The organism is Kluyvera sp. EC_51 (assembly GCF_019584505.1).
GTDB classification, from domain to species: Bacteria; Pseudomonadota; Gammaproteobacteria; order Enterobacterales; family Enterobacteriaceae; genus Kluyvera; species Kluyvera sichuanensis.
Genome location: NZ_VDAG01000042.1, coordinates 45,757 through 69,333, shown reverse-complemented (window position 1 = coordinate 69,333; position 23,577 = coordinate 45,757). Strand labels below are relative to the sequence as shown.

Annotated in this window: 22 protein-coding genes; 15 read left to right on the top strand and 7 right to left on the bottom strand. The window is 58.5% G+C overall.

The window, feature by feature from the left end:
• The first annotated feature begins 4 nt into the window (after positions 1–4).
• From FHC49_RS11145 to FHC49_RS11130, 4 genes are all read left to right on the top strand, one after another.
• A complete protein-coding gene (locus FHC49_RS11145) occupies positions 5–955 on the top strand; it encodes an ABC transporter substrate-binding protein (protein ID WP_220439777.1) in 951 nt (316 codons plus the stop codon).
• Positions 952–1,854, top strand: a complete 903-nt coding sequence (locus FHC49_RS11140; RefSeq protein WP_220439776.1) for a MurR/RpiR family transcriptional regulator — start codon at positions 952–954, stop codon at positions 1,852–1,854. Before FHC49_RS11145 ends, FHC49_RS11140 begins: the two co-directional genes overlap by 4 nt.
• 709 nt (positions 1,855–2,563) lie before the next feature.
• Complete coding sequence (locus FHC49_RS11135; protein ID WP_220439775.1) at positions 2,564–3,439, top strand: NAD(P)-dependent oxidoreductase; 876 nt, start codon at positions 2,564–2,566, stop codon at positions 3,437–3,439.
• A gap of 18 nt (positions 3,440–3,457) precedes the next feature.
• Entirely contained in the window at positions 3,458–4,330 is an 873-nt protein-coding gene (locus tag FHC49_RS11130) for an oxygenase MpaB family protein (RefSeq protein WP_220439774.1), read from the top strand.
• Here the strand turns inward: FHC49_RS11130 and FHC49_RS11125 are convergent.
• The gene (locus tag FHC49_RS11125) at positions 4,294–5,034 is read right to left on the bottom strand and encodes a metallophosphoesterase (RefSeq protein ID WP_220439773.1); all 741 of its coding nucleotides are present in this window, start codon (positions 5,032–5,034) and stop codon (positions 4,294–4,296) included. The two genes, FHC49_RS11130 and FHC49_RS11125, sit on opposite strands and share 37 nt — an antisense overlap.
• 112 nt (positions 5,035–5,146) lie before the next feature.
• On the opposite strand from FHC49_RS11125, the gene FHC49_RS11120 reads away from it, so the two are divergent.
• Positions 5,147–6,022, top strand: a complete 876-nt coding sequence (locus FHC49_RS11120) for a LysR substrate-binding domain-containing protein (protein WP_220439772.1) — start codon at positions 5,147–5,149, stop codon at positions 6,020–6,022.
• A 105-nt stretch (positions 6,023–6,127) separates the two neighbouring features.
• Here the strand turns inward: FHC49_RS11120 and FHC49_RS11115 are convergent, their stop codons facing one another.
• On the bottom strand, positions 6,128–6,268 hold the full coding sequence (locus FHC49_RS11115; RefSeq protein ID WP_112205122.1) for a hypothetical protein: 141 nt from the start codon (positions 6,266–6,268) through the stop codon (positions 6,128–6,130).
• A 253-nt stretch (positions 6,269–6,521) separates the two neighbouring features.
• On the opposite strand from FHC49_RS11115, the gene FHC49_RS11110 reads away from it, so the two are divergent.
• The gene (locus FHC49_RS11110; protein ID WP_185666118.1) at positions 6,522–6,728 is read left to right on the top strand and encodes a glycogen synthesis protein GlgS; all 207 of its coding nucleotides are present in this window, start codon (positions 6,522–6,524) and stop codon (positions 6,726–6,728) included.
• Between the two features lie 70 nt (positions 6,729–6,798).
• Here the strand turns inward: FHC49_RS11110 and FHC49_RS11105 are convergent, their stop codons facing one another.
• The 4 genes from FHC49_RS11105 to FHC49_RS11090 form a co-directional block, all read right to left on the bottom strand.
• Entirely contained in the window at positions 6,799–7,989 is a 1,191-nt protein-coding gene (locus tag FHC49_RS11105) for an MFS transporter (RefSeq protein ID WP_220439771.1), read from the bottom strand.
• Positions 7,986–9,233, bottom strand: coding sequence for a peptidase T (gene pepT, locus FHC49_RS11100; RefSeq protein ID WP_220439770.1), 1,248 nt, complete (start codon positions 9,231–9,233; stop codon positions 7,986–7,988). The genes FHC49_RS11105 and pepT overlap by 4 nt, the downstream gene beginning before the upstream one ends.
• A gap of 241 nt (positions 9,234–9,474) precedes the next feature.
• Positions 9,475–10,776: a uracil/xanthine transporter gene (locus FHC49_RS11095; RefSeq protein WP_220439769.1), complete on the bottom strand. Its 1,302-nt coding sequence runs from the start codon at positions 10,774–10,776 to the stop codon at positions 9,475–9,477.
• 145 nt (positions 10,777–10,921) lie between these two features.
• Positions 10,922–11,875 carry a LysR family transcriptional regulator gene (locus FHC49_RS11090; RefSeq protein WP_220439768.1) on the bottom strand — a complete coding sequence of 318 codons (954 nt, stop codon included), beginning with the start codon at positions 11,873–11,875 and terminating at the stop codon, positions 10,922–10,924.
• Between the two features lie 142 nt (positions 11,876–12,017).
• Between FHC49_RS11090 and FHC49_RS11085 the strand changes: the two genes are divergently transcribed.
• The 3 genes from FHC49_RS11085 (at position 12,018) to FHC49_RS11075 (ending at position 14,324) form a co-directional block, all read left to right on the top strand.
• Positions 12,018–12,545, top strand: a complete 528-nt coding sequence (locus tag FHC49_RS11085; protein ID WP_220439767.1) for an NAD(P)H-dependent oxidoreductase — start codon at positions 12,018–12,020, stop codon at positions 12,543–12,545.
• 17 nt (positions 12,546–12,562) lie between these two features.
• Positions 12,563–13,546 (top strand): aldo/keto reductase, encoded by a 984-nt coding sequence (locus tag FHC49_RS11080; RefSeq protein WP_220439800.1) that lies wholly within the window; start codon positions 12,563–12,565, stop codon positions 13,544–13,546.
• A 106-nt stretch (positions 13,547–13,652) separates the two neighbouring features.
• A complete protein-coding gene (locus tag FHC49_RS11075; protein WP_255581344.1) occupies positions 13,653–14,324 on the top strand; it encodes a carboxymuconolactone decarboxylase family protein in 672 nt (223 codons plus the stop codon).
• 13 nt (positions 14,325–14,337) lie between these two features.
• On the opposite strand, the gene FHC49_RS11070 is transcribed toward FHC49_RS11075, so the two are convergent.
• Entirely contained in the window at positions 14,338–15,243 is a 906-nt protein-coding gene (locus FHC49_RS11070) for a LysR family transcriptional regulator (protein WP_220439765.1), read from the bottom strand.
• Positions 15,244–15,412: 169 nt separating this feature from the next.
• Here FHC49_RS11070 and FHC49_RS11065 point away from each other — a divergent pair, with 169 nt between their 5' ends.
• The 6 genes from FHC49_RS11065 to FHC49_RS11040 all read left to right on the top strand — a co-directional run bounded on the left by FHC49_RS11065 (position 15,413) and on the right by FHC49_RS11040 (position 23,570).
• Complete coding sequence (locus FHC49_RS11065) at positions 15,413–16,255, top strand: SDR family oxidoreductase (protein WP_220439764.1); 843 nt, start codon at positions 15,413–15,415, stop codon at positions 16,253–16,255.
• A 53-nt stretch (positions 16,256–16,308) separates the two neighbouring features.
• Positions 16,309–17,535: a multidrug effflux MFS transporter gene (locus FHC49_RS11060; protein ID WP_220439763.1), complete on the top strand. Its 1,227-nt coding sequence runs from the start codon at positions 16,309–16,311 to the stop codon at positions 17,533–17,535.
• Between the two features lie 176 nt (positions 17,536–17,711).
• Positions 17,712–19,601: a protease modulator HflK gene (hflK, locus tag FHC49_RS24700; RefSeq protein WP_220439762.1), complete on the top strand. Its 1,890-nt coding sequence runs from the start codon at positions 17,712–17,714 to the stop codon at positions 19,599–19,601.
• Positions 19,598–20,599, top strand: coding sequence for a protease modulator HflC (gene hflC / locus FHC49_RS11050; protein WP_185666130.1), 1,002 nt, complete (start codon positions 19,598–19,600; stop codon positions 20,597–20,599). Before hflK (FHC49_RS24700) ends, hflC begins: the two co-directional genes overlap by 4 nt.
• On the top strand, positions 20,596–21,666 hold the full coding sequence (gene hflK / locus FHC49_RS11045; RefSeq protein WP_220439761.1) for a protease modulator HflK: 1,071 nt from the start codon (positions 20,596–20,598) through the stop codon (positions 21,664–21,666). Before hflC ends, hflK (FHC49_RS11045) begins: the two co-directional genes overlap by 4 nt.
• Positions 21,663–23,570: a cation-translocating P-type ATPase gene (locus tag FHC49_RS11040; RefSeq protein WP_220439760.1), complete on the top strand. Its 1,908-nt coding sequence runs from the start codon at positions 21,663–21,665 to the stop codon at positions 23,568–23,570. Before hflK (FHC49_RS11045) ends, FHC49_RS11040 begins: the two co-directional genes overlap by 4 nt.
• The last annotated feature ends 7 nt before the right edge of the window (positions 23,571–23,577 follow it).

Sequence of the window (23,577 nt, the reverse complement as noted above, 5' to 3'; positions counted from 1 at the left end):
CAGGATGACCCTACGTGGGCTAATGTCAGTGTTGTGCCTGTTTAGCGTTTCGGCGTTTGCACAAACGCACCCGTTTACCGACGATCTGGGCCGCGTGGTTCAGGTTCCCGATCACCCGAAACGTATCGTGTCGATGCACGATCTCGATATTACGATTCCGCTTATCGAGCTTGGCGTGCCACCGGTCGCCAGCCACGGGCGGACACGTCCAGACGGTAGCCACTATCTGCGTTCCAGCGCGATGCTGACCGGCGTCGATTTTGACAACAGCGATATTCAGTTTATCGGCACCGCGGATATTGACCTCGAAGCGGTGGCAGCAGCCAAACCAGACCTGATTATTACCGAACCCAACCGTAACGTGCCGATTGAGCAGCTGGCGAAAATCGCCCCGACGGTGAGCATTGACCATCTGCTCGGCAGCGCGCCGCGTATCTACGGCAAGCTTGCCGAACTGACCGGCTCACAGGCGCGGCTGGCACTCCTTGAGCGCCGCTATCAGACGCAAATCGAACAGCTTAAACAGACCATCGATACCAATAAGATCACCGTATCGGTGATTCAGGCCAACAACGGCAAAATCACGGTACATCACTCTTATCATTCACTGGGACGCGTGCTACGCGATGCGGGCTTCCGTTTCCCGCCGATGATTGAAGGTATTCCCGACGGCCAGCGTATTGACGTGAGCGCTGAGCAGTTGCCGGAGCTGGATGCCGATTTCCTGTTTGCCACCTGGCGCTCGGATACCGGCGGTAAACCGCAGGATGAACTCAACGATATGGAAAAAGTGATGCCGGGCTGGTGCGACTTTATGCGCGCGTGCCGCACCGGGCATTACATCCTGCTGCCGCGCGACGAGGTTATCTCTAACTCTTACGCCTCGTTGAACCTGCTGGTGGCGGAGGTGCAGTCGCAGATTGCCGGACGCCCACTGCCTAAGGAGACGAAATGAGCCAGACGGTGATGCGTAAAGAGAAGCGTCGGGTTGACCTGTTCGGCGAACGCCTGCGAAGCCGCACGCCTCAGCTTTCGCCGCGTCTGCTGGCGGTCGCGCACTGGATTGATGATAACCGCGAGGCGGTGCTCGACCACACGGCAATGGAGATTGCCGCCGCCACGCAAACCTCCGATGCCACCGTGGTACGCGCCATCCAGGCGCTCGGTTTTGCCGGGCTGCGCGACCTGAAGCAGACCATGCAGCACTGGTTTGGCCCGACCATCACCTCGTCGGAAAAAATGGCTTCGACGGTTGGGGCTCTGACCAGCGACGTGAACTCCAGTATCGATTTTGTGCTGGAAGGGCACCAGCGTGCCTGTGAGATGCTCGCCAGCACCAGCAACCGTGCGGCGATAGCCCAGGCGGTGGTGTTGCTGGGCGATGCGCGTCAGGTCGCGCTGTTTGGCATCGGCGCGTCGGGGATTTTGACCGAGTACACCGCGCGACTGTTCAGCCGGATTGGCCTGCCGTCCTGCGTGCTTAATCGCACCGGCTTTAGTCTTGCCGAGCAGCTTATTGCGCTGCAGCGCGGCGATGTGTTGATTATGATGGGGCAAAAATCGCCGCATCGGGAAGGGCTGACGACGCTGCGTGAGGCGGAGCGGTTGGGTATTCCGACGATTTTGCTGACTCAGGCTACTGATTCGCGCTTTAGCGATATGGCGCAGGTGGTGATCCACGTTCCTCGTGGGGAGAATGGCCGCGTGCCGCTACATGGTACGGTGATGGTGTGTCTGGAGATGCTGGTGCTGTCGGTGGCATCCACCCACTCACAGCGGACGCTGCGTTCGATGAAGCGAATTAATGATTTGTATAAGGCGATTGGGAAGTCTGGGGGGCGGAAAGGGGGGTAGCGCGAGCGTTGCTAATGCCTTCGTTCTGAGTTGCATTCAGGCTTATCACTCTGTTGCGCTCTCTTCCAGCGGTAGCCATATAAACTGCACTGGCGCAGAGAGCGCGCAAGGGGCGGCCAATCGCCGCTGCGCGGTTCCCTCAGCTTATTCCCTCCGGCTTCAGGTCGGGCGCAAGTTTACATCCCTGTAAACTGCGCCCTCAGCCCACATCCCTGTGGGCTGACCCGGTCTACGGGAAACGCTTCGGCGATTTAGACGCCACCCAAAACCGTGCGGTCTTTTAGCTAACAGCAAAAACCAAAGTCACTGAAACCGATGAGTCCCCGCTGGAAATCGGCGAGCCGGAGAATGGAAGACAAGGTCAGGACGCCATGGATGGCGGACTGAGGCGAACCGAGACAGGGATGTCGAGTTTCGCCGTGCCGTAGGCTGGAGTTCGTAGGCGAGCGCAGTGCGAAGCACCGATTTCCCTGCGGGGCCGCGGGGATTGCGAAGGGGTGCGCGGCCGCACCCCTTGGCCCGTTCACCGGTGATGGAACTTCATATTCCACCTAACGTAAAGTGAACGGAACCTTTCACCAAACTGACATGTATCCAGTTTTGTTATCAAAAAGTTGCAAATAAGAAGGGCGCTTAACCATTAACCAGTTGCTTTTCTGCCGAATAATCATCACGCTACCTAAAAGACCGACCATCTGAGGAGAGAAACATGAAGGCACTGCCCGCGGTAGCGGTACTGGGTTTAGGCGCGATGGGGCACGCATTTGCCGCCAACCTGCTCAAAAAAGGTTTCACCGTATACGGCTGGAACCGCACGCCGGGTCGCGGCGACGATCTGCTGTCAGCGGGCCTTATCGTGCGTGAAACTGCCGCACAAGCGGCAAGCGACGTGCAGGTGATTATCGCCATGCTCACCGACGGTGACGCCACCCTGGCGGCCATCCGCGCCGTTGCGCCATCCTGTCAGCAGGGGGCAACCTTCTGCCAGATGGGGACCATCGGCATTCAGGAAACCGCTGATGCCATCGCGCTGCTCGAAGCACTTCGCCCCGATATGCTCTACCTCGATGCGCCGGTTTCCGGCACCAAAGCCCCGGCGGAAAACGCTCAAATTCTGGTAATGGCCAGCGGTGATGCGTCGCGAGCGGGCGATGCACAGCAGGTCTTTGACGCCATTTCTCGCGGCACCCAGTGGTACGGCGACGCGGGCAACAGCCAGAAGATGAAGCTGGTGATCAACGCCTGGCTTATCTCAATGATGCAGGGCGTGGCGGAAAGTATGCAGCTTGCCAAACAGTTTGGCTTCACGCCGGGCCAGCTGTGGGAAACGCTGGAAGGCGGGCCGCTGGCGGCGCCGTACGTCAAGGGCAAGCTGGAGATGATCCGTAAAGAGGACTACACCCCGCAGATGCAGCTTCAGCATGCGCTCAAAGATGCGCGTCTGGCGCTGGAAAACGCTCCGCAGGGCACCATGCCGATGATGGCCGATATCGTCGATATGTGGACGCAGGCGTCGCAGGGCGGGCTGGCCGAGCAGGATCTGGCGGCGGTATACGCCTGGCTTGATAACGCGCGTAAAGCGTAAGCCTGAAGGAGAAAGCGCATGGAGTGGCTACGCCAGCGTATTGAACGTCAGGTGCTAGGCCTGACGGGGATTGCGCTGAATGAAATCGACTTCGAGCATCCTGCCGGGGAACCGGGGCTGTTCGGCCCGCAGTCGGCTATCTGGCCGGTGCACGGCGATTTCACCTCCATGCTGTGCGGCGGCATCAGCGCGTTATTACTGCAGATGCTGCACCCACTGGCGCTGGCCGGTGTGTGGGATCACTCCTCGTTTCGTGACGATATCTTTGGCCGCCTGCGCCGTACCAGCCAGTTTATCTCAGCAACCACTTTCGCCACCGTTCCAGATGCTGAACGGCTGATTGCCAAAGTGAAAGCGATTCATGAGCGGGTTAGCGGGGTAGATATCGACGGGACGCCGTACGCCGCCAGCGACCCGGATCTGTTGACCTGGGTTCACGTTGCGGAGTGCAGTTCGTTTATGGCCTCCCATCTGCGCTATCGCCGTGTAGTGGTGAGCCCGGCAAGGCAGGCGCAATATTTTATTGAGTCCGCGAGTATCGCCGAGCGGTTGGGGGCGCGTAACGTGCCAAAAACGCCGCAGGCAGTGGCGGACTATCTCGAGCAGATGCGGCCTCAGCTAAGATGCGATGAACGCACACGAGAAGTCGCTCGCGTGCTGATGACCACCCGTCTTCCGGGGCGGATGGCACAACCCTCGGGCACGATTCTGATGAAGGCAGGGATTGACCTGCTGCCCGACTGGGCGCAGGAGATGCTGGATTTACGTCTTAATCCAGTAGAGCAGCGACTGGTACGCGGTGGTGTGCATACCATTGCCGCTGTTTTGCGCCGCTCGGTGCGCAACGGCGCTTATCACTGCGCGATGCGACGCATGAGTTCATCGGCATAATAATCCGGTACTTCACTGTCGCGGATGGCCTGTACCACCTGCTCCACATCGTACTGCACCGTTTTGACCATCAACGACAACTTCCCTTCACGAATTTCTCCTGATAACCAGCTTGCCTGCGGCTGTCCCGGTTTAATACGCCCTACGGCGCCAGGGTTGGCGAACAGTAACGGCCGTCTCGTACCTCTGTCGATTTCCCGCACGCAGGCAAAGTGGGTATGTCCGCAAATTAACGCGTCGACGTCGTGCAATTGTGGAAAGGCCAGCAGCGTGCGTGCGCTGGTATCGGCGTACAGATATTCCGACAGTGAGCGCGGACTGGCATGCACCAGCAGAATTGGCAGCGGCAGATCCGGGCGCAATGTATCGGGAAGCGCTTGCAGCCAGCGTCGGTTTTCCTCGCTGAGAACCCGTTTACTTAGCGCAATGGCTTCGACCCTGGCATCCCGCTCTTCGGGGCTGTGCACCGCCATGGTGGTCACCGGTTCATCGCAGGCCACCCGCTGGTCGTGGTTTCCTCGTAGCACCGGAATCTGCCGCTCACGCAGTCGGGCGATAACCTCATTCGGCCAGGGGGCGAAATCAACAACGTCGCCAAGGCAGAAGCATTGGGTAATGTCGTGGTGGTCAATATCGGCGAGGACGGCGTCAAGTGCCGGTAAATTGGCGTGAACATCGCTAAAAATGGCAAAACGATACAGCATGGTCGGCATCCGAAAAGGTTCGTATAGCCATTAGCATCGGCGTTCTGGCTGCCTTGTTCAATCCAGATGCTTGCCGTTATTATTAGATAAAACCTAATAATCAGGAATGGCTATGGAGCTGCGTCATCTGCGTTATTTCCTTGAAGTGGCTAACACCCTGCATTTTGGTGCGGCGGCGGAGGCGCTCGGTATCGCCGTGCCAACGCTCTCCGTACAGATAGCCCAGCTTGAGCGTGAACTGGGGACGTCGCTGTTTGTCCGCAGCCAGCGGCGGGTACAGCTTACGCAGGCGGGTGAGATTCTGCGAGATGAGGCGCAGGCGACGCTTGCGCAGGCCGAGCAGGCGAGGGCGAGGGTGCAGAGTGCGGCGCGGGGTGAGCGGGGGTATCTGCGTGTCGGATATGTGTCATCGACGTTAATGTCCGGGGTACTGAGTTCGCTGTTTAATCACTATCGCCAGCAGTACCCCGACGTCGCCGTTGAGGTTAGCGAACTGCCGATGGAGGGGATGGCAGCTCTATTGGGGGAGGGGAAACTGGACGTCGCGTTGGTGCGCGGGCCGCTAGCGTTGCCCGCTGAAATAGCCCATCTGGCGCTGCATCATGACCACTTTTGCCTGGCGCTAAGTGACGGTCATTCGTTGGCACAGACAGCGGAAATAGTGCCGGAAAGCCTTCGTCAGCAAACCTTTATTCTGCCGGAACAGCGCTCCGGCACCGTTGAAGTGGCAAGACGCGGCGGCTTTACTCTTGAACACACCCGGCGGGCCGGGGCGCTGACGGAGGTGCTGGCGAACGTTGCGCTGGGCAACGGCGTGGCGGTGGTTCCGGCGGTGATGGCGCAGACCATCAATCTCCCCGGCGTGTGCTATCGGGAGATTGCCGGTGAGGCGATCCCATCTGTGCTGTGGCTGCTGTACCGCAAACGGGAACGCACCGCCGCGATTAAAAAGCTAGTAGCGCTCGCCAAAGAACAGATAGCGGATTGATTTAGCGTGACACTGTCACGAAGCAGTAGCCCGGCCGAGCGCAGCGACGCCGGGAAAGACTCCCGCTCCATATAAAAAAACCGGCCCTCAGGCCGGTTTCGGTTATCAGATTTTGCAGGCATCGCCGCAATCATCGTCGGCGACAATCGCCTGCGCTTTCTTGTCCGCATCGTCAAGACGTTCTGCGTTGCGCTCTTGCGCCTCTTCCAGCCCATCAAAGACCAGATTATCGAGATCAATTTCCATCGCTCACCTGTACTCACTCTGTTCTACAATTGTCACAGTATATTGCAAAAATGTTGATTGATGTACCCGCATATGGACCCGCACGCGTATTCAGCACGATCCGCTCGTGAAGAAAAAAGGGAAATGGCTGAAGTGTGACGGCGCGCGACTGGAATGCGCACGCAGTGTTCAAAAAGTAACTGATAACAGGCGAATACTGGAAACAGTAGAGCATATAGCCTTGAAAACGAGTATCAGACCGGAGGGATATGCAATGCAACAACAGGATCAGCAGGCGTTAATGAACTTTGATTTTTTGGCCCGCAGTTTTGCCCAAATGCAGTCGCGAGGCCGCCCTGTCGATATTTGCGCGGTAACCGGCAATATGAACGAGCAGCAAAGAACGTGGTTCTGTGCGCGGTATGAGTTCTACCGAACGCAGGCGGAAAGCGCGAAGCGGCAGCTACTTGAAGTGTGTTAATCGTTAACGGGCCTGGTGGCCCGTTTTTCATGATAAGCGGGCACAATATCGTGCCCGTTGTTGTTTCTGATTATCGTGCTTTTTTGGGAAAGACCAGCAGCGCCACAATCGGTGAAACCACCATCAGGGCGAAGACGTAGGTAAAGCCCACGGTAAAGCCGCCGGTCAGGTCAACCGACCAGCCGATAAGCTGGCTGTTGATGGTGGCCAGCAGGAAGGTGCAGACCCAGAAGGTGGACATAGCGTAGGTGACGGTCTGCGTGGTGGCGTTTTTGAGCCCCTCTTTGGGAATCGAGAAGATAAACGCAAACCAGGTCGCAAAGATACCGCCGGTCAGGAATGAACAGACCAGGATCACCATGTCGTTAGTGGCGAACAGCATGGCAAAAGTCGTTACCGCCATAAAGATACTGGAGATAAACAGCCAGTTTTTATAGTGATAGCCGCGGTTTTTAAAGTACGGCCCCACCAGCGCGCCGAGCATAATCCCCACCTGGTTCACTGTTCCGCTCAGATGCGCGTGCGAGTCTGCCGGCAGATGCGCATATTTGGCGTAGTACAGCGGCAGGAAAGTGAACATAAACACCATCATGATCATCGCGCCAGCGTACTGGGCAATCATCCCCCACACGATGCGGCTGAATATCGCCTCTTTCAGCACCGCTATCTTGCTTTCACGACTCAGGTTCGCCGCGTGCTGCTCGCTGCGTTCTTCGTCGGTAAAGCACAGCATCCACACCGCGCCCAGCACCAGGGTAATGACCCCGTAGGCTGCCAGCAGGTTACGCCAGCCGCCGAAGAAGGTGGAAAGATAGCCCGCCAGCGTCAGGGCAATGATGGTACCGATGATGTTTGAGGTGCAGTTGATGCTGTTAAGGGTGGCCGCCATTTTGTTATCGAAGAAGCGGGCCACCGTTGGCACCAGCGATACCAGACATACTGCACCGCCGAGGCCGCCGAGGAAGCGAATAATCAACAGCAGGGTGAAGTTATCGACAAAGGGAATAAAAACCGACACGCCAATCATCACGCAGCCCAGCAGGTACGATTTGCGCGTTCCCATGCGGGCAACCAGCACGGCAGTGCCCACGGCACCGACAATCTTGGCCCACAGAATAACGTTCGACATTAGCGCGGCGTGCGACACGTCAACGTTGAAATCAGCCATAATCTGCGGCATCACCGAACCGGTGGTGGCCCAGGCGGCGCCGAACACCATGTAGACGGCATAGAGTACGAATTCAATGGTCCACTTTTTCACGCGCGAACCTCACCGGTGCTCAGCTCCACCATCTCCAGCAACATTTCAGCGGCCAGACGCAGGGATTCGACGGGTAAAAACTCTTTGGTCGAGTGGAAGTTGTGCGCGCCGGTAAAGATGTTGATGGTCGGCAGGCCTTTCGGGGTGATCACACTGCCGTCGTAGCCGCCGCGCATCAGCAGCGGTTTTGGCGTAATGCCGAGGTTATGCATCGCCCGTTTGACGTTTTCCAGAATCTCCGGTGATTTGTCGAGACTCGGCTTCACGTTGTCGTAAATATCATTCAGCGTGATGGAGATGCGCTCATCGCCCCAGCGCTGTTTAAGGTCGGCCACAATCGCCTGCAGCGTGGATTTACGCTGCTGATAGCCGTCGATTTCAAAATCACGGATCGCGATATCCAGCGTGGCGCTGGCAGTATCACCGGTCAGCTTATGCGGCCAGTAATAGCCTTCGCGGCCCTCGGTGTGCTCTGGGCGCTCTTTTGGCGGCAAAGAGGTAATCACTTCCGTGGCGATACACAGCGCGTTCACCAGCTTGCCTTTCGCGCTCATCGGGTGAGCGGTGGTGCCTTTAACCGTAATCTGCGCGCTACCGGCGTACCAGTTTTCAATCACGTATTCGCCGACGCCGCAGCAGTCGAGGCAAATGCCGTAGTCGGCGTTCAGCGCTTGTACGTCCAGCGCTTTTGCTCCGCGAATGCCAATTTCTTCATCCGGCAGCAGCACCAGACGAATATCGCCGTGCGGCACCTCTGGGTGGGCAATCAGGTACTGCAGCGCTTCGGCACCGGCAGCAATCGCCGCTTTGTCATCGGCGCCCAGCAGGCTGGTGCCATCGGTGGTGATGAGGTCCTGGCCGATGTAATCCAGCAGCTCCGGGTGGTTCTCTGGTGAGAAACGTTCGCCGCTGCCCGGCAGGACGATGGCCTGCCCGTCATACTGGTTCACGCGAATGGCATGGGTATCGCCGGTATGATCCGGCGCGGTGTCGAGGTGCGCGAAGAAGACGATAGAAGGGGCGTTGGCAATATTCGCCGGAAGCGTAACGGTGGTGATAGCGTGGCTGTTTATATCAACGGTTACTGCCGCATGATGAGCAAATTGATTGGCGACGTGTTGTGCGAGTTTAAATTGATTATCGCAACTCGGTAAATTCTGACTGGTGGGAACGGAAGTGGTGTTAATTAAGGTATATTCGAGGAATGTTTTTGTTATTTTGTCGCTATCAATACGTTTTTTCATTACGATTTGCCTATTATTTGGTTACGTAAAGAAACACTTTATTCACATCTTTGCGGAAGGGATAAAAAGCTTCTTACCGTTCTCTCTTATGCAACAGGAAACGCTTGCGTTATGTGTTTTTTGAATTAATTACTTGCCATACAACTATACTTATTAATAGCACATTACGCTGGCATGTAAAGCGGTGTGTGAGGTAGAACGCGCATGTGCTCCCCGAAGGTACGGGGAGCGGCAGGAACAATTATTTAAAACGATCCCACGGAATAATATTATCTAACAATACGGATAACAAAATCCCCATCAATAAGCCATTACTTAACAATGGACGAATGGTGAGCGGCACATCCTGTAAATATACCGGCGGAAGGTTCATTAAAAATAGCCCAATAAATAAAGGTAGTGCCAGGCGATAGATATTCCGCGAAGTGAACTTCACCTGCTGGCTAAATACCAGACTGGAATATAATAACGGCAGATAAGAGACCAGCATCACCGCGCTGCTGACGCCTAGCGGAATAGAGCAGAAGAAGCGGGTGAGTGGGGTCACCATGGCGACCAGCAGGAACAGCAGTGCACCGTAGAAAAAGGATTTTCGCGAGCTGTCGTTGGTTTGGGTTAACAGGCCAACGGAAGAGACAAAGGGCGAGAAAGGGATCACCGCCAGCGGCACGGTCACCAACGTAATCACCCCGGAAACCACAAAGCTGCGGCGATAATGCGCGCTGCTGGCAGGGCTCTGCGGGTAGAACACATCGGTACCGCGCACGGCGCCGTAGGTATTACTGATGTTCACCAGACCGGTGATAACCGCAGTGAGAATAATCCCCGGCGACAGCGTACCGTGGCTGCCCAGCGGGAACAGTTGCCAGTGCAGTTCACCGAAGGAGGTGGCCGACGTGCCAAAGCAGATGCGCCACACCAGCCAGCCGACGACCGTGCCAATCAGCAGGGCGTAGCGGGAAATGCGCGCAGGTAAGAAGATAATCAGGCCAATCACGAAGAACATAATGGCCGTCGAAATGGCGAACGGCGCAAGCTGCAGGCCGACGGTTGATTTGGCGATACCAAACGGCAGCCCCAGCATCCCTTTAAAGAAGATGGTGGTGAGCTGCGCGCCTAGCAACAGCATAAAGGCGACCATCACCGTCGGGGTAAACAGCCGCGACAGGCGGTTCCCAAGGCCGCTGATGCCGATAATAACGGTCAATACCGCAGAGATGGCGATTCCCACCGCCAGGCTGCTGGCAATATCGTTCAGTGGGGTGCCACGCGAGGCTTCTGCCAGGGTGATGGTCAGAATGGTACCCCACCATAAGCCGGTTGGCCCTTCCATTATGGCGCGGCGGAGGCCAAAAAAGACCTGCAGTAAACAGGCAACCGCGGTGCTGAGAAACGCGTACTGGGTCAGCATCAACAGGCTGCTGTCAGGCAGATGGAAAGCGGAAACCAGCGTTGGTGGAACCACCACGGTATTGCAGAAAATAAAGAAGAACCACTGAAAACCGGACAACAGGTTTTCACGTTGAAACAGAGACTTCGGCATAGGGCACACCTGTAAATAAACGCTACTGTAGGCCTTTTTGTCGCCCGTCAGACATTTCAGGCATTAACGGCCTGAAAACGGGAATGAAATGCCGAAAATGCGGCATGAAATGCAATATTTGTGTGATGAATATATCTATTCTGGACTATGCCGCAAACTCCGCCAGTCTGGCCACAGGGAAATGCAGTCTGGGATCCTGGCGGAATGTCTCCAGCAGGTATTCGACGGTGGCTTTGACGCGCGGCGCAACCAGCGCCCGGTGCGGGTACTGAATCACCATTTCATAGCTACCGCTATCGTGTTGCCCGAAGAGCAGCGTTTTTAGCTGACCGTTTTGCAGATGCGCCAGCGCGTGATGGACGCCAACTTGCGCAATCCCCAGACCCAGCAGCGCTGCCTGAAGCTGGGCTTCGGGGGCGGAGAGGGTAACAACGGCGGCGTCCGGTTCCAGCGTTATCAGGCTGCCATCGGGTGCGTGAAAGTTCCAGGGCGACACTTTGCCGCCGAGAAAGCGACGGGCGATCAGATGATGATGCCTGAGCGCGTCCGGGGTGGTCGGTACGCCACACTCCGCCAGGTAGGCCGGTGACGCTACCAGCACCATATTCAGCAGACAGACCGGGCGAGAAATCAGCGACGAATCGACAATGCGTCCGCCGCGGATAGCCAGATCGTAGCCATCGCGGACGATATCCGTCACCCGATCGTCAAAATCCACCTCAACGGAAAGGCCTGGATAGCGCTGACGCAGCCCCGGCAGGGCGGGCAGCAACTGCTCGCGCCCAAAAGCTGCGCTGGTGGAGATGCGCACGTGCCCCCGCGTCTCCATTTTCCCGGCTACGACCGTATCGACGGCGGTATCCAGTGCCTCAATGGCGATGCGCGCCTGTTGTAAAAAGGCCGCCCCTTCTTCGGTCAGGCTGAGCTTGCGGGTGGTGCGGTTCATTAAACGAACCCCCAGCGCCTGCTCCAGCCCGGCGATATTTTTACTGATGGCGGCGGCGCTCACGCCCTGAAGCCGTGCGGCGGCGGCAAAGCTACCTGCATCGGCGGCATCGATAAACGAAGTAATGGCGCGCACGCGCTGAGAAAGGTCCATGCCCGGTTCCGGTAGCTGGGGAAATGTACTTCATTATTAACCTTAGGTTGAAAGTACATCAACCATAAGGTCTATTAAAGTTAGCAATAGGTCGTCGCATACTGCGTGTCATTCGAGATAAACACGACAAGGTCATCGACATATGAAAACGCTGGTGGTGGTTTCCCATCCTTATTTCTCACAATCCCGCGCGATCCACGCGCTGCAGCAAACCGCCGAAGAGGCAGAAAACGTGACGGTACGTAACCTGGAAGCGCTGTACGGTGATAACCCTGCGGCCATCGACGTGGCGGCAGAGCAGGCCGCCTATGCGGATGCCGACCGGGTGGTGTTTCTCTATCCTACCCACTGGTTCAACCTGACGCCGATGCTCAAAGCCTATTTGAATGCGGTCTGGACCTACGGCTGGGCCTTTGGCCCCGGCGGCGAGGCGCTGAAAGCGAAACAACTGCAAATTGTTACCACAGCGGGGGCGAGCGAGTTCACCTATTCCCATGAAGGTCTGCTCAACAGCACCATGGAAGAGGTGCTCACCCCCATGAAAGCCAGCGCCCGCTACGTGGGCATGGGCTACCGCCCGCCGCTGGCGTTCTTTGAGGTGGCGGCCCGTAACAAGGACAAGCTGAGCGAGTTCCAGGCGCGGTTTGCCGCCGAACTGCGCGCGGCATAACCGTAAGGAGAGGCATGATGATAAAACGTCAGTTAGGGCAAGGGCTTGAGGTGTCGGCGCTGTCGCTTGGCGCGATGGGCTATGGCAAAGCCCGCGAGCTACCGGACCGCGAGCAGATGATTGCGCTGATTCGCCATGCGGTTGAACGGGGGATGGATTTCTTCGATACCGCCGAAGTGTACGGTCCCTGGACCAATGAACGGATGGTCGGTGAGGCGCTTGCGCCGTTTCGCCATCAGGTCAAAATCGCCACCAAATTTGGCTGGGATATCGATCAGCAGACCGGCGAGCATCGCGGCGGCGTCAATAGCCGCCCGGAACAGATTCGCCGCTCGATAGAAGGCAGCCTGAAACGTCTGGGGACCGACTATATCGACCTCTACTATCAGCATCGCGTTGACCCGGACGTGCCGATGGAAGAGGTGGCCGGTACGGTACAGGATCTAATTGCCGAAGGAAAAGTGCGCTGGTTTGGCATGTCGGAAGCCAGCGCTGAATCTATCCGACGGGCTCATGCGGTACAGCCGCTGGCGGCGCTGCAAAGCGAATATTCCCTGTGGACGCGTGAGCCGGAGGGTGAAATTTTGCCGACGCTGGAAGCGCTGGGCATTGGGCTGGTGCCTTACAGCCCGTTGGGCAAAGGCTTTCTGACCGGAAAAATCGACGCCACCACGGTGTTTGACAGTAGCGATATCCGCGCCCATACGCCGCGCTTTGCTGATGCTGCCCGCACGAGCAATCAGCAGCTGGTTACGCTTATCCGCCAGATTGCCGACAAACATGCCGCCACCCCGGCGCAGGTGGCGCTGGCGTGGCTGATGGCACAGCAGCCGTGGATCGTGCCGCTGTTTGGTACCCGTAGCCAGATCCGCTTTGAGGAGAATATTGGCGCGCTGGAACTCACGCTCGACGCGCAGGACCTCAAACAAATTGCCGATGCCAACATTGAGATTCAGGGCGAGCGCTATCCGGCGGAGGTGCTGCGTTTCTCTGGCCGGTAGTGACGGTATTCATGAAACTGGCTCATAGCCCAGTTCTGATTTCACCGGCTAATCAACCTAAAGCCAACGTCTTATACTTATCCCATTTACCCGTTTATGCGGGAGCCTGCGGGCTCCCTTCGGAGAGGCATTGATGCAAAACCCATTAAATGATCGCCAGCAGGCGATGATCCCCATTGCCGCGCTGACCGCCTGCGGTGACATGACCCGACTGGCCACCGCGCTGCATGAAGGGTTGGACGCCGGGCTGACCGTCAATGAAATCAAAGAAGTGCTGGTTCAGCTTTATGCCTACTGCGGTTTCCCGCGCAGCCTCAACGGCCTCGGCTGCTTTATGTCGGTGATGAACGCGCGTCAGGCGCAGGGCATTGTCGATGACGAAGGCAAGTCCTCCACCCCAGCGGCCGCGGGATGGGATAGCCTGGCCGCCGGGCGTGATACCCAAACGGCGCTGGTGGGCAGAACGGTGAGCGGGCCGCTGTTTGATTTTGCTCCGGCTATCGATACCTACCTGAAAGCGCATCTGTTTGGCGATATCTTCCAGCGCGATGTGCTGGACTGGCCAGCACGCGAACTGGCGACCATCTCTGCGCTGGCCGCCATTCCCGGCGCAGAAAGCCAGTTGAAAAGCCACTTTGCCATCAGCCACCATAACGGCATCACCTCAGAGCAGCTTCAGGCATTTATTGCCGTGCTGGCAGCGACATGCTCTTCAGACATGGCGGCTAATGCCAATGCGGTTCTGGCGCAGTTTCTTGCTGAAACCGCGAAGTCATAACGCTGCACCTGGCTTAATGCGCGAAATGTTCGCGCAGGATCTGCGTTAGCAGATCAAACACCAGCCGCACGCGGGCAGGGAGCAGCGGCAGATGCGGGCGAAATATATAGAGCTGCCACGGCTGATAGTTGAGCGCTGGCAGCAGATTCACCAGTTCGCCGCGCTGCAGGAACGGGCGCACAGTAATATCCGCCAGTTGGCTAACGGTGCGCCCGGCGAGCGCCGCCGCCAGCTCGCTGTCGATATCGAACGCGACAAACGCCGGATTGGCCGGGAAAAAGCTGTTGTCGTTGGCAAACTGCCACGGCCAGACGCGGCCGGAGTTGCTGTTGCTGAGCGCGCTTAGCGGGTAGTGAAGCTGCAGCGCTTTGAGGTCAGCGGGCTCGCCCAACCGCTGAATTAACGCTGGTGCCGCGACAATCTGCACCCCGACCGGGCGGATCGTTTTGACGATATAGCGGTTATCCGGTACTGCGCCGATACGAATGCCAATATCAATCTGCTCATCAATAATATTCAGGTGACGACCGGTGTTGTGCCACTCGATGGCAATCTCCGGATAGTCCGACAGCTGATGCAGAAGCTGGCAGATAATATCCCGGTTTTCAAACAGCGGGGGCAGAGTGATGCGCACCTTGCCTGCCATAGACTGCTCGTTGCGTCGCTGACCTTCGGAGAACAGCGCTTCGCTTTCCGCCAGCAATAACTCAGCTTTGGGCCAGAACTGCTGACCAAACGGCGTAAGCTTAATTTGTCGGGTATTACGCAGAAACAGCATCTCGCCAAGCTGGCTCTCTAGTTCGGCGATACCACGGGTAACCTGTTGTGGCGCAAGCCCCAGCTGTGTAGCGGCTTCACGGAATTTGAGCGTTTGCGCGGCGGTGCAGAAAATTTTTAGCGCATCGAGTTTATCGAGCATGGTGTGGACCTGGTGTTCAAAGCGTTACTTACCATTATATCTAAAAATGGAATTCTGAAAGCAAGATAAATTCATATACCGGTAATAATTGGCGGCGGATAATAGCCCCATCGAAACGCGGGGCGACGACGCCTGACGGCGCAAATATCAACGGTTAGCAGGGGGATTTATGGTTCAGCGGACATGGCTTATTACAGGCGTAAGCAGCGGTTTTGGTCGTGAAATGGCGCAGCAACTGCTGGCGCGCGGTGAACGCGTGATTGGCACGGTGCGCAGCACGGCGAAGATGGAAGACCTGCTGGCCGCATGGCCGGAGACTTTCAGCGCGCCGCTGCTGGATGTCACTGACGGCGCGGCGGTGCGTCAGGTGGTTGATGAGTCCTGGGCGCGCTTTGGCCGCATTGACGTGGTGATTGCTAACGCCGGGTACGGCTTGTTTGGCGCGGCGGAAGAGTTGAGCGACGCGCAGGTGCAGCAAATGATTGATACCAACCTGCTGGGTTCTATCCAGCTTATCCGCAGCGCGCTGCCGCATCTGCGTGCGCAGGGCGGTGGCCGAGTGATTCAGATCTCCTCCTACGGCGGCCAGGTGGCCTTCGCCGGAAATTCGATGTATCACGCCACCAAATGGGGCATTGAAGGTTTCGTCGAAGCCGTGGCGCAAGAAGTGGCGCCGTTTGGTATCGGAATGACCATCGTCGAGCCCGGCGGTGCACGTACTGAGTTCCGCTACGGCAGCGCGCAGGTTGCGACGCTGATGCCGGAATACGATGCGACACCGGCGCATAGCTTCCTTAAGATGCTCGACCCGGCGAACGGTCAGGCACCGGGAGACCCGGCGCGGATGGCGGCACGCATTATTGAAAGCGTGGAGGTCAACCCGGCCCCGCTGCGGATGGTACTGGGCTCGCAGGCACTGCAAAGCACCCTATCGACGCTGCGGGCTCGCGTTGCCGATTTTGAAACGCAGCAAGCGCTGGCGGCATCGACCGATTTCCCCGCTGGCGAGTAACGCCTTCACCGGCAGCACGCGTCTGCCGGTTTCTTCTTATTTGTCATGATATTATGAGCAGAACCGAACACTCCACGCCGAATAAACGCGCCGCCACCTCCGGGATCTTCTTTATTGTGATTCTCGGTGCGCTGATGGCATTTACCTCGCTTTCAACCGATATCTACCTGCCCGCCATGCCGATGATGGCTGCCGAACTGCAGGGAAACGTCGAACTGACCATTACCGGCTTCCTGATTGGCTTCTCGTTTGCCCAGCTTATCTGGGGGCCGATTAGCGACCGCGTTGGCCGTCGTATCCCGCTGTTTATTGGTATGGTTCTGTTTGTGATTGGTTCTGCCGGTTGCGCGCTGTCGAGCGACATGCCGCAGATTGTGTTCTGGCGTGTGTTTCAGGCGTTCGGCGCCTGTACCGGCCCGATGCTGGCGCGCGCAATGATTCGCGACCTCTATGCCCGCACCCGCGCGGCGCAGATGCTCTCGACGCTGGTGATTATCAGCGCCATTGCGCCAGTGGTGGGGCCGCTGCTCGGTGGGCAGATTGTGACGATCGCTTCCTGGCGCGCGGTGTTCTGGCTGCTGGTGGTAATGGGGGCGGCGATGTTTATCGCGCTGTGGTGGCTACCGGAAACGCTGCCGGGTGAAAAACGGCTGACCACGCCCATCAGCAGCGCGTTTGGCAACTACGCTTCGCTGTTGAAAAACCGCGAGTTTATGCGTTACACCCTGTGCGTAAGCTTTTTCTACGTGGCGGCCTATGCCTTTATCGCTGGTTCGCCGTTTGTCTATATCAGCTATTACCACGTTGACCCGCAGCACTATGGTTGGCTGTTTGCAGTCAATATTATCGGTGTGATGGCGCTAAGCTCCGTTAACCGCCGCTTAGTGCAGCGCCACCCGCTGCATACGCTGTTGCGGGTAGCCGCCTTTGTGGCCGCGCTGGCGACCGTACTGCTGGCGTTGTCGGTGAAAACGCATATGGGCGGCATGGTGGCGATGGTGCTGACCATCTTTATTTTCTTCTCGATGAACGGCATTGTCGCTGCGGCTTCCACCGCCGCCGCGCTGGATACGGTGCCATCGAATCTGGCGGGTTCGGCCTCGGCGCTGATAGGCTCGTTGCAGTACGGCAGCGGGATCGTCTCATCGCTGCTGCTGTCGGTGTTTAGCGACGGCACGCCATGGGCGATGGCCTGGATCATGATGGCCTTTACGCTGCTGTGCTTTGTGATGGTAATGAAAGGCAAAGGCGGAGAGCACCGCACGTTGGCGCAGGAATAAGCCTACGGAATATCCGGTTACATATTGATACGAAAATGGTTGCGGCGGCTTATTATATTCTGTTTTGTATATGATAATGATGTTATATCGTAACGCCAAAATCCGCATCCGTTTGCCATTCCTGCTATTACCAGATGTGTTGCAGCCGGGTAGGCGAAACCATTGGGAGCATCAGGGTGTCATTACCACCGCTATTGCAGAATAAGGCGCCGCATCCGCGCCTGTTTTTGCGTCTTACCATTGCTAGATTTTCCCTCTACGGCGTACTGCTGCTGGTCGGCCTGATTTACGCGTTCCTGCTGTTAATCGCAGGAACCGGTCTCTGGCTACCCACGTTCCGACTGCTGCTGGCTATCGTGCTGGTGGCGCTGGCGTTTGTTGATAACGCCATACGCTATGAGAGCCCAGCCCCTGCGGCGCAAAGCGATGAAGCCCCCCCAGCGAGGCCGCGTCAGTTACTCCCTCCTGCCATACAGAGCTGGCTTAACTATTTCCAAAACCACCTGGCGCTGACCGCGGTGCTGTCGCTGCTGGCGATCTTTTTCGCCGTTTCCGGCCTCGCGGACCGCAGCCCCGCCAGTGAAGCCGACACGGCGATAAGCCGGGTCATCCCCGGCATTCTGCTGGTCATCAGCTTTGGCCTGCTGGTTATCGAACGCACCATTGGTTTTAAGACCATCCGCCACTGGCGCTACCAGCAGGAATATGTCGGGCTGACGCGCGTCATGCTGAGCCTGTTGCTCCTGCTGGCCGGGTCGCTGCTGCTGGTGACCTACTCGCCGATGCTGACGCTGTGGCTTATCAAACTGGGCTGCTTGCTGGTGCTGCTGGTGGCATTGGAATATTTCCTGCACGTGCTGATGGTGATGGCCACCCCGTTGCCACAGGACACCGATCCCCGTTTCCTGACCCGTAGCCTGCTTGCCGCCCAGTATCGCTGGCCGCTACGTCCGCTGGCTTTCGTTCTCGACACGCTGGAACAACGCTTTGGCATCGATCTACGTCAGGTTCAGGCATTTCGTCTGATGGGCAAAACCATCGTCCCGGTGGTTTGCGGGCTGGCGGTGCTTGGCTGGTTGCTGAGCGGATTGACGCAGGTGCCGCTGCATCAGCGGGGCATTTATGAGCGCTTTGGTCGCCCGATGGCGGTGCTCTCTCCGGGGCTGCACGCCGGTCTGCCCTGGCCGTTTGGCCGGGTGCGCGCCGTGGAGTTCGGCGCGGTGCATGAGCTGCGCCTGAGCGATGAGCCGGAGCAGAAGGCGCGTAACGACGTGCCGGACAGCGCTGAAGGTCCGGCACCGCAGACTAGCTGGCGTTTGTGGGACAGTAGCCATCTGACCGACCAGTCGCAGGTGATTGCCAGCCAGGCCGCCGATAAGCAGAGTTTCCAGATAGTGAACATGGATATCCGCCTTATCTGGCGCGTGGGGCTGCGTAATGAAGATGCGCTCAACAGCCAGTATCAGGCGGAAGATTTGCCGGTGCTGATTCGTAGTATTGCCCGTCAGGTGCTGGTGGCGCAGTTTGCCAGCAAACAGCTCGATGAACTGCTCAACGAGCAGCGTGCCAGCCTGTCGACGACGCTCAATCAGCAAATCCAGCAGCGCTTAACCGCACTGCATACCGGCGTTGAGCTGCTCTCTACCCGTATCGAAGCCATCCATCCGCCAGCTGGGGCCGCCGACGCCTATCACGGCGTGCAGGCTGCGCAAATTGCCGCCAGCGCACGGGTAGCTCGCGAGCGGGGCTATGCCGCGACGGTGACCAACGGCGCGCGACAAAACGCCGAAACTCGCGAGAACGACGCGCAGGCTTTTGCGGCGGAAAATCTCTCCCGCGCCCAGGCCGCCGCCGCACAGTTTGCCGCCGACAGCCAGGCCTGGCAGCAGGCCGGTCAGGCCTTTATTCTTGAGCGCCGTTACCACATTCTGAGCCAGACGCTGGCCCATACGCCGCTTCTCATCCTGGATAGTCATCTTCAGGGCACCAATGAACCCGTTCTGGACATGCGCCAGTATCCTGCGCTCTCCGATAGCACTGCACCACAGAAGGCCAGCAAACCATGAAGATCCATTCAATCGTTCCTCCGCAACGTACGGAAAAAGTGGGCGTGCGTCAGACCGTCTCTCCCACGCCGCTGCGTAATAAGCGGGCGCTGCGGCTCGGTATTGCGGCCTTTTTACTGACGCTGGCGGTGCTAACGGCCTGTCTGCTTAACGTCAGCGCGGGCAGCGCGACGGTGGTGACCCGTTTTGGCAACCCGGAGCGCGTGCTGCTTTCACCGGGGCTGGCGTGGCGTTTACCGGCGCCGTTTGAAACGCCAATCAACGTTGATCTGCGCGTGCGTTCTACCTCCAGCGGTTTGCAGGATGTGGGGACACGTGACGGCTTGCGGGTGCTGGTGCAGGCGTGGGTTATCTGGAAGGTGAAACCGGACGACGGCAACGTGCTGCGTTTTATCCGCGCGGTACAGAACCAACCGGATGAAGCGGCGCGCCAGATTCGTACCTTTATCGGCTCGGCGCTGGAAACCACCACCAGTAACTATGCGCTGGCGGATATCGTCAACGTCGACAGCAGCAAGGTGAAAATCGCCCAGCTGGAGCAGGCGCTTCAGTCGCAGCTAAAAGCACAGTTGCTCAACAGCTACGGTATTGAAGTTATTCAGACCGGCATTGAACGACTGACGCTACCGGCGGTGACCCTCAATGCCACCGTTGACCGTATGCGCGCCGAGCGTGAAACCATCGCGGCAGAGCGTACGGCGGAAGGTAAACGTCTGGCGGCGGAGATTCATTCCCAGGCCGATCGTGATGGGCGCATTGTGGAGGCCGATGCTTCCGTCAAGGCGGCGACGATTGTGGCAAACGCCCAGCGCGATGCGGCGACGATTTACGGCAAAGCCTGGGCCAGCGACCCGCAGCTGTATAACTTGCTGCGTTCGCTGGATACGCTGAGCACCATCGTCAATGGTAATACCCGTATGGTGCTGCGCACCGATGCAGAGCCGTTCCGGGCGCTGGTACAGGGGCCGGATGATCTCAAAGAGACGGCGAAACCATGATGCGTGATTCGCAGATATCCACGCCGTGGGGGCAGTCGTACCGCCTGGCCTTTTTTGCGCTCTACGCGGCGGCGATTATCGCCGCCTGCGCGTGGCTGTTTTCCAGCATCTACCAGATAGCCCCGGACAGCCGGGCGGTGGTCTACCGCTTCGGTAAACCGGTGCGAGTGGAAGGTGCAGGGCTGCTGTTTGCCTGGCCGTACCCGATTGAACGGGTTGAGCGGGTGCCGGGCTCGGAGCGCATTCTTGAACGCGACGTTAGGGCGTTGCAGCGGGAGCAGCAGCTAAGCCAGATTAACAGCTGGGACCGCGATAACGACGCCGGCGCTGGTGCGGGCTACTTGCTGACCGGCGATGCGGGCGTGGTGCAGCTTAACGTGCGGGTGTTCTGGCGGGTCGACGACCCGGTGCAGTTTGCGCTGCAGCGCCCGCATATTGAACCCTTGATTGACCGTCTGGCAGAACGCGCGGCGGCGGTGGTGTGCGTGGGCCGCGATCTGGACTCGATTCTGGTGACCCGCCCTGAAACGCTGCAAAACGACAGTCGTGCGGCGCAGCAGCGTATTCAGCTGCGCAGTGATTTTAAGCAGGCGATGGCGCAAAGCCTGACGCGGTTGGCCGCCGGAGGTAACGATCCGGGCATTCGTATTGAGCGTGTGGATATCACCTCTTCACTGCCGGAGAACGCCGTGGCGGCATTTAACGCCGTGCTGGCTGCCGGACAGCAAGCGGAGCAGGCGGTGGCCAGCGCCCGCACGGCGGCGGCGCTGCGTACCCAACAGGCGCAGCAGCAGGCCGACCGCACGCTGGGCCAGGCGCAGGCACGTGGTCAGGAAATTGTGGCGCAGGCCAACGTTGACACCCGCACCATTGTTCAACTGGCTCAGGCGCGTCATGACGGCACCGATGGCGGGCTGCTCCAGCGCGTCTGGCGTGACAAAGTGGCTCATATTCTGGCGCAGGCGGGGCAGGTGATTACCGTCGCACCGGGTGACGACAGCCGTCTTATCCTGCAAGGCTTGCCGTCGCAGCCGGCTGCGCCAACCAATAGCGAGGCAAAACCATGAGCCATCAGTGTAGCCACGGGCATATTCACTTTAGCGGTAATCTGCAAACCCCCGCCGAACAGCGACGCATGCAGCGCCAGTTGACGCTAACCATGGTCACCATCGGCCTGCTGTTGCTGAGCCTACTCTGGCGGGCCATCGCCCCGGACCAGCCCGGCATTAGCGATATTCTTGCGGGTGTCGCCTGGTTGCTGGTGGCGGTACCGGTATTTCGCGCCGCGTGGCACAGCCTGCTGCACCCGGACCTGCACGGCGTGACCGACCTGCTGGTGGTGCTGGCCATGCTCGGTGCCTGGGCGCTGGGGGATTTAATGACCGCCGCGCTGCTGCCGGTGATCATGATTTTTGGCCATATCCTCGAAGAGCGTAGCGTGATGGGAACCCGTCAGGCGATCGCCGGGCTGAGCAAGCTGACGCGCAGCCAGGCACGACGCGTGCGCGCCAACGGTGAACTGGAGTCCGTTGACAGCCAGCATCTGCAAGCCGGAGACGTGGTCGAGGTGCGGCCGGGCGACCGGGTTCCCGCCGATGGGCGAATTCTTTCCGGCCAGGCCAGTCTTGATGTGGCGCACATTACCGGTGAGTCTGTACCGGTTGAAGCGACAACTGGCATGAACGTTTTTGCAGGCAGCATCAACCTGAACGGCCTGCTGCGCGTTGAAGTCAGTCATACCGGCGACCAGTCGACGCTCGGCAAAGTGATCGCCCTGATGAAGGATGCCGAGCAGGCAAAACCACCGATCACCCGTATGCTCGAGCGCTACGCGGGCCACTACCTTATTCTGGTGCTGCTGATTGCGGCGACCACTTGGTTTTTAACCTACAACAGCCAGGCCATGCTGGCGGTGCTGGTCGCGGCGTGTCCTTGCGCACTGGTGCTTTCGGCTCCGGCCACCGCAATGGCGGGTATTGCCGTCGCGGCGCGGCACGGCATTCTGATTCGTAATGCAGCTTTTCTTGAGGAGCTGGCGGATGTCGATGCGCTGATCGTCGATAAAACCGGGACGTTGACCCAGGGGCGTTTGAGCTTTGTGGAAGCGGTGTTAGCGACGGATCTCCCACGTGAACGAGTACTTGAACTGGCGGCTGCGCTGGGTGCCACCAGTAACCACCCGGTGAGCCGGGTGCTGGCGGAGACCGTGGCCGCGCCGGGTAACATCGGGTTGCGTGAGGTCGAAGAGATTCAGGGCGTCGGTATTACGGCGACCACCGATGACGGCGTTGCGCTACTCGGACGGCAGGCGCTGTTTACCCGGCATCACGTGCCGGTATCGCCATTACCTGAGCATGAAGGCCCGGTAGTCGGGTTGGCGCTCGATGGCGTTTTCCTCGGCTGGTTCCTGCTGGAAGATACTCTACGCCCGGAAGCGCCTGCGGTGATGGCTGAACTGCAATCGCTGGGCGTTAACCGTGTACAGCTGCTGACCGGCGATCGGCTGGCGGTTGCCGAGCGCGTGGCACAGCAAGCGGGCATTAATGAATTGGCCGCTGAAGCGCTACCGGCGGAAAAATTGCGTCAGGTGCAGGAGATGGTGGATGACGGCTGGCGGCCAATGGTCGTTGGCGATGGCATCAACGATGCGCTGGCATTAAAAGCGGGTGCGGTGGGCATCGCGATGGGCGGCAGCGGTGCGGATATCGCGCTGGCGTCGGCGGACGTAGTGCTGGCGGGCGGTGATTTGCGCCGCTTGCCGAGCGCTATCCGCCTGAGTCGTAAATGCCGTGCGACGCTGCAGGTCAACGTCTTTATTGGGCTAGGCTGGACAATTCTTATCGTCGCCGCGGCGGCGATGGGATTGCTGGGTTCGGCTGGTGCGCTGATTGCGGCGTTGCTGCATAATCTCAGCACGCTGCTGGTGCTGCTCAACACCGGGCGCTTGCTGCAGTTCGATGAGACCCACTAAACCGCGC

What these genes read in the sequence shown, in the direction of transcription:
- FHC49_RS11130 (WP_220439774.1), top strand. Translation starts at nt 3,458, where the DNA reads ATGGAGTGGCTACGCCAGCGTATTGAACGTCAGGTGCTAGGCCTGACG.
- FHC49_RS11140 (WP_220439776.1), top strand. Translation starts at nt 952, where the DNA reads ATGAGCCAGACGGTGATGCGTAAAGAGAAGCGTCGGGTTGACCTGTTC.
- FHC49_RS11080 (WP_220439800.1), top strand. Translation starts at nt 12,563, where the DNA reads ATGATAAAACGTCAGTTAGGGCAAGGGCTTGAGGTGTCGGCGCTGTCG.
- FHC49_RS11060 (WP_220439763.1), top strand. Translation starts at nt 16,309, where the DNA reads ATGAGCAGAACCGAACACTCCACGCCGAATAAACGCGCCGCCACCTCC.
- FHC49_RS11110 (WP_185666118.1), top strand. Translation starts at nt 6,522, where the DNA reads ATGCAACAACAGGATCAGCAGGCGTTAATGAACTTTGATTTTTTGGCC.
- FHC49_RS11120 (WP_220439772.1), top strand. Translation starts at nt 5,147, where the DNA reads ATGGAGCTGCGTCATCTGCGTTATTTCCTTGAAGTGGCTAACACCCTG.
- FHC49_RS11070 (WP_220439765.1), bottom strand. Translation starts at nt 15,243, where the DNA reads ATGCTCGATAAACTCGATGCGCTAAAAATTTTCTGCACCGCCGCGCAA.
- FHC49_RS11125 (WP_220439773.1), bottom strand. Translation starts at nt 5,034, where the DNA reads ATGCTGTATCGTTTTGCCATTTTTAGCGATGTTCACGCCAATTTACCG.
- FHC49_RS11095 (WP_220439769.1), bottom strand. Translation starts at nt 10,776, where the DNA reads ATGCCGAAGTCTCTGTTTCAACGTGAAAACCTGTTGTCCGGTTTTCAG.
- pepT (WP_220439770.1), bottom strand. Translation starts at nt 9,233, where the DNA reads ATGAAAAAACGTATTGATAGCGACAAAATAACAAAAACATTCCTCGAA.
- FHC49_RS11040 (WP_220439760.1), top strand. Translation starts at nt 21,663, where the DNA reads ATGAGCCATCAGTGTAGCCACGGGCATATTCACTTTAGCGGTAATCTG.
- FHC49_RS11115 (WP_112205122.1), bottom strand. Translation starts at nt 6,268, where the DNA reads ATGGAAATTGATCTCGATAATCTGGTCTTTGATGGGCTGGAAGAGGCG.
- FHC49_RS11085 (WP_220439767.1), top strand. Translation starts at nt 12,018, where the DNA reads ATGAAAACGCTGGTGGTGGTTTCCCATCCTTATTTCTCACAATCCCGC.
- hflK (WP_220439761.1), top strand. Translation starts at nt 20,596, where the DNA reads ATGATGCGTGATTCGCAGATATCCACGCCGTGGGGGCAGTCGTACCGC.
- FHC49_RS11145 (WP_220439777.1), top strand. Translation starts at nt 5, where the DNA reads ATGACCCTACGTGGGCTAATGTCAGTGTTGTGCCTGTTTAGCGTTTCG.
- FHC49_RS11065 (WP_220439764.1), top strand. Translation starts at nt 15,413, where the DNA reads ATGGTTCAGCGGACATGGCTTATTACAGGCGTAAGCAGCGGTTTTGGT.
- hflC (WP_185666130.1), top strand. Translation starts at nt 19,598, where the DNA reads ATGAAGATCCATTCAATCGTTCCTCCGCAACGTACGGAAAAAGTGGGC.
- FHC49_RS11135 (WP_220439775.1), top strand. Translation starts at nt 2,564, where the DNA reads ATGAAGGCACTGCCCGCGGTAGCGGTACTGGGTTTAGGCGCGATGGGG.
- FHC49_RS11090 (WP_220439768.1), bottom strand. Translation starts at nt 11,875, where the DNA reads ATGGACCTTTCTCAGCGCGTGCGCGCCATTACTTCGTTTATCGATGCC.